Below are 1,688 nucleotides of genomic sequence, written 5' to 3'. Positions count from 1 at the left end.
GGCTCATGGGGGGCTTTTTTGGAATTGCGGTCAGATTTGCAATGAGGTTTCAGGAGCGGAACAGCCGCGAATACTGGGTTTCATGCTGTGAAGAAAGAATGGCCAGCATGGGTGAAAAGGCCTGGCGTTCGTCATCCGACAGCTGCATGGCGGCCTCGACCGCTGCAGGTATGCCGCCAGCAAGGCGCGCCAGCATGCGCTGGCCGGCGCTTTGCCCTAAAGGCACTGATTTGATGGCGGCTTGTGTCATGTTTTCCGCCCAGCCGAAAGCGTAAGCCAGCAGGCAGTCGCGCACGCCTGCCTCGGTCTGTGAAACGGCCAGCGCAAAGGCGACGGGGAAGGTCGGCTGCATCTGCGCGCAGGCCTCAATATGCGCTGTGTTGGCGTCGTCATGGTTGCGCAGCCAGTCCAGCAGGGATCTGCCCATTTGCTCGGCCTGGGCACGCAGTTCGCTGGTTTCCCGGGTTTGCAGCACCCAGGCATTGAGTTGCTGCACGCGTAGCAGGTCACCCGAGCGCCAGGCAGGAATAGCCTGGGCAATGACCGCCAGGTCACCGCGCGCCAGGCTGATCTGGAGCTGGTCGGTCAGCCAGTCGCTTGCTATCATTTCTGTAGCTGGTTGCGCACGATCCATGGCGGTTTCAAGCCCTTCCGAGTATGAAAATCCGCCTACAGGCAAGGCCGGGGAGGCCAGCCAGATGAGCTGGAGCAGGCTGGCGGCCGGTAGCTGCCCTGCAGGCGCGGCGGACATGTCCATCAACGCGCCTGGTGCGGCTTGTGCCTGTGAATCTGGATGGCGACCGGCAGGGCTTCGTGGGTGTGGTCGTCATGACCATGATTGCAGTCGGGGCCATGCACGTGTGGCGCGGCGGCGGGCTGCGCGTGGTCATGGGAATGGTCATGCCCATGGCTGTGTCCGCCAGCGCTGTAGGCGCCGCCTTCAGGTTCGAACGCTTCTTCAACTTCGTTCACGATCAGGTGCATGGCACGCAGCATGTCGGCCAGCACATGGTCGGGTTCAATTTTCAGGTGGTCCGGCTTGAGTTCAATCGGCACATGCCGGTTGCCCAGGTGGTAAGCGGCGCGCGTCAGGTCGAAAGGGGAGCCATGCGACGGGCAAGCGGTGATGCGGAGCACGGCTTGAGGCGCGGCAATCACCTTGACCATGGAGCCGTCTTCCGCCACCAGCACGTCGCCGCCACGCACCAGCGTGCCGCGCGGCAGGAACACACCAAGGTGGCGGCCGAGCGAGTCGGTCGCGTCAAATCGGCTTTTTTGGCGCACATCCCAGTCGAGCTCGACGATGGCGGCGCGTTTAAGAAGCACGGGCGCGAGGCCCTTGCCTTGCGGGAGGACTTTGGAGCACTGCAACACGGAGGGGGTCATTGTCGGCAAAGCGTTGTTGCGGGATTTATGTTGCTTTGAAGGCACCCGTGAAGCCCGTTTTTTTCGCAGCTCATTGCGCCTTCTTGAACACGACCACCAAATGAGAGGTGATTTGTGTGGAGGGTGAACTGCTTACCTCGAGGGACACCCCCTCGCTTTCCCAAATGGCGCCGCCGAACAGACCGGCGTGGCGCGATTCCAGGGTCATGGACTTGGGCGCGCCGTATTTTTTGCGGAGCTCAGCGGCAATCTTCTCGAAGTTGATCTTGGTCGATGCGTTCTGCACGTATTCGTCTTCCTGC

At 61.7% G+C, this 1,688-nt stretch carries 3 protein-coding genes; all 3 read right to left on the bottom strand.

Features of this window, described 5'->3' with window-relative positions; translation table 11 throughout:
* Positions 1 to 49: 49 nt before the first annotated feature.
* Positions 50 to 751: an urease accessory protein UreF gene (locus AC1DWI_RS22075; protein ID WP_477668913.1), complete on the bottom strand. Its 702-nt coding sequence runs from the start codon at positions 749 to 751 to the stop codon at positions 50 to 52.
* Positions 752 to 756: 5 nt separating this feature from the next.
* Complete coding sequence (gene ureE, locus AC1DWI_RS22070; protein WP_477668912.1) at positions 757 to 1,374, bottom strand: urease accessory protein UreE; 618 nt, start codon at positions 1,372 to 1,374, stop codon at positions 757 to 759.
* 82 nt (positions 1,375 to 1,456) lie between these two features.
* Positions 1,457 to 1,688, bottom strand: a 232-nt coding sequence (locus tag AC1DWI_RS22065; protein WP_477725775.1) for a hypothetical protein, incomplete at its 5' end; no start/stop codon positions are given.

This window comes from Polaromonas sp. P3_C2 (genome assembly GCF_056402675.1).
Note: the sequence above shows the minus strand (reverse complement) of the source record. Positions and strands in the feature narration are given on the sequence as shown.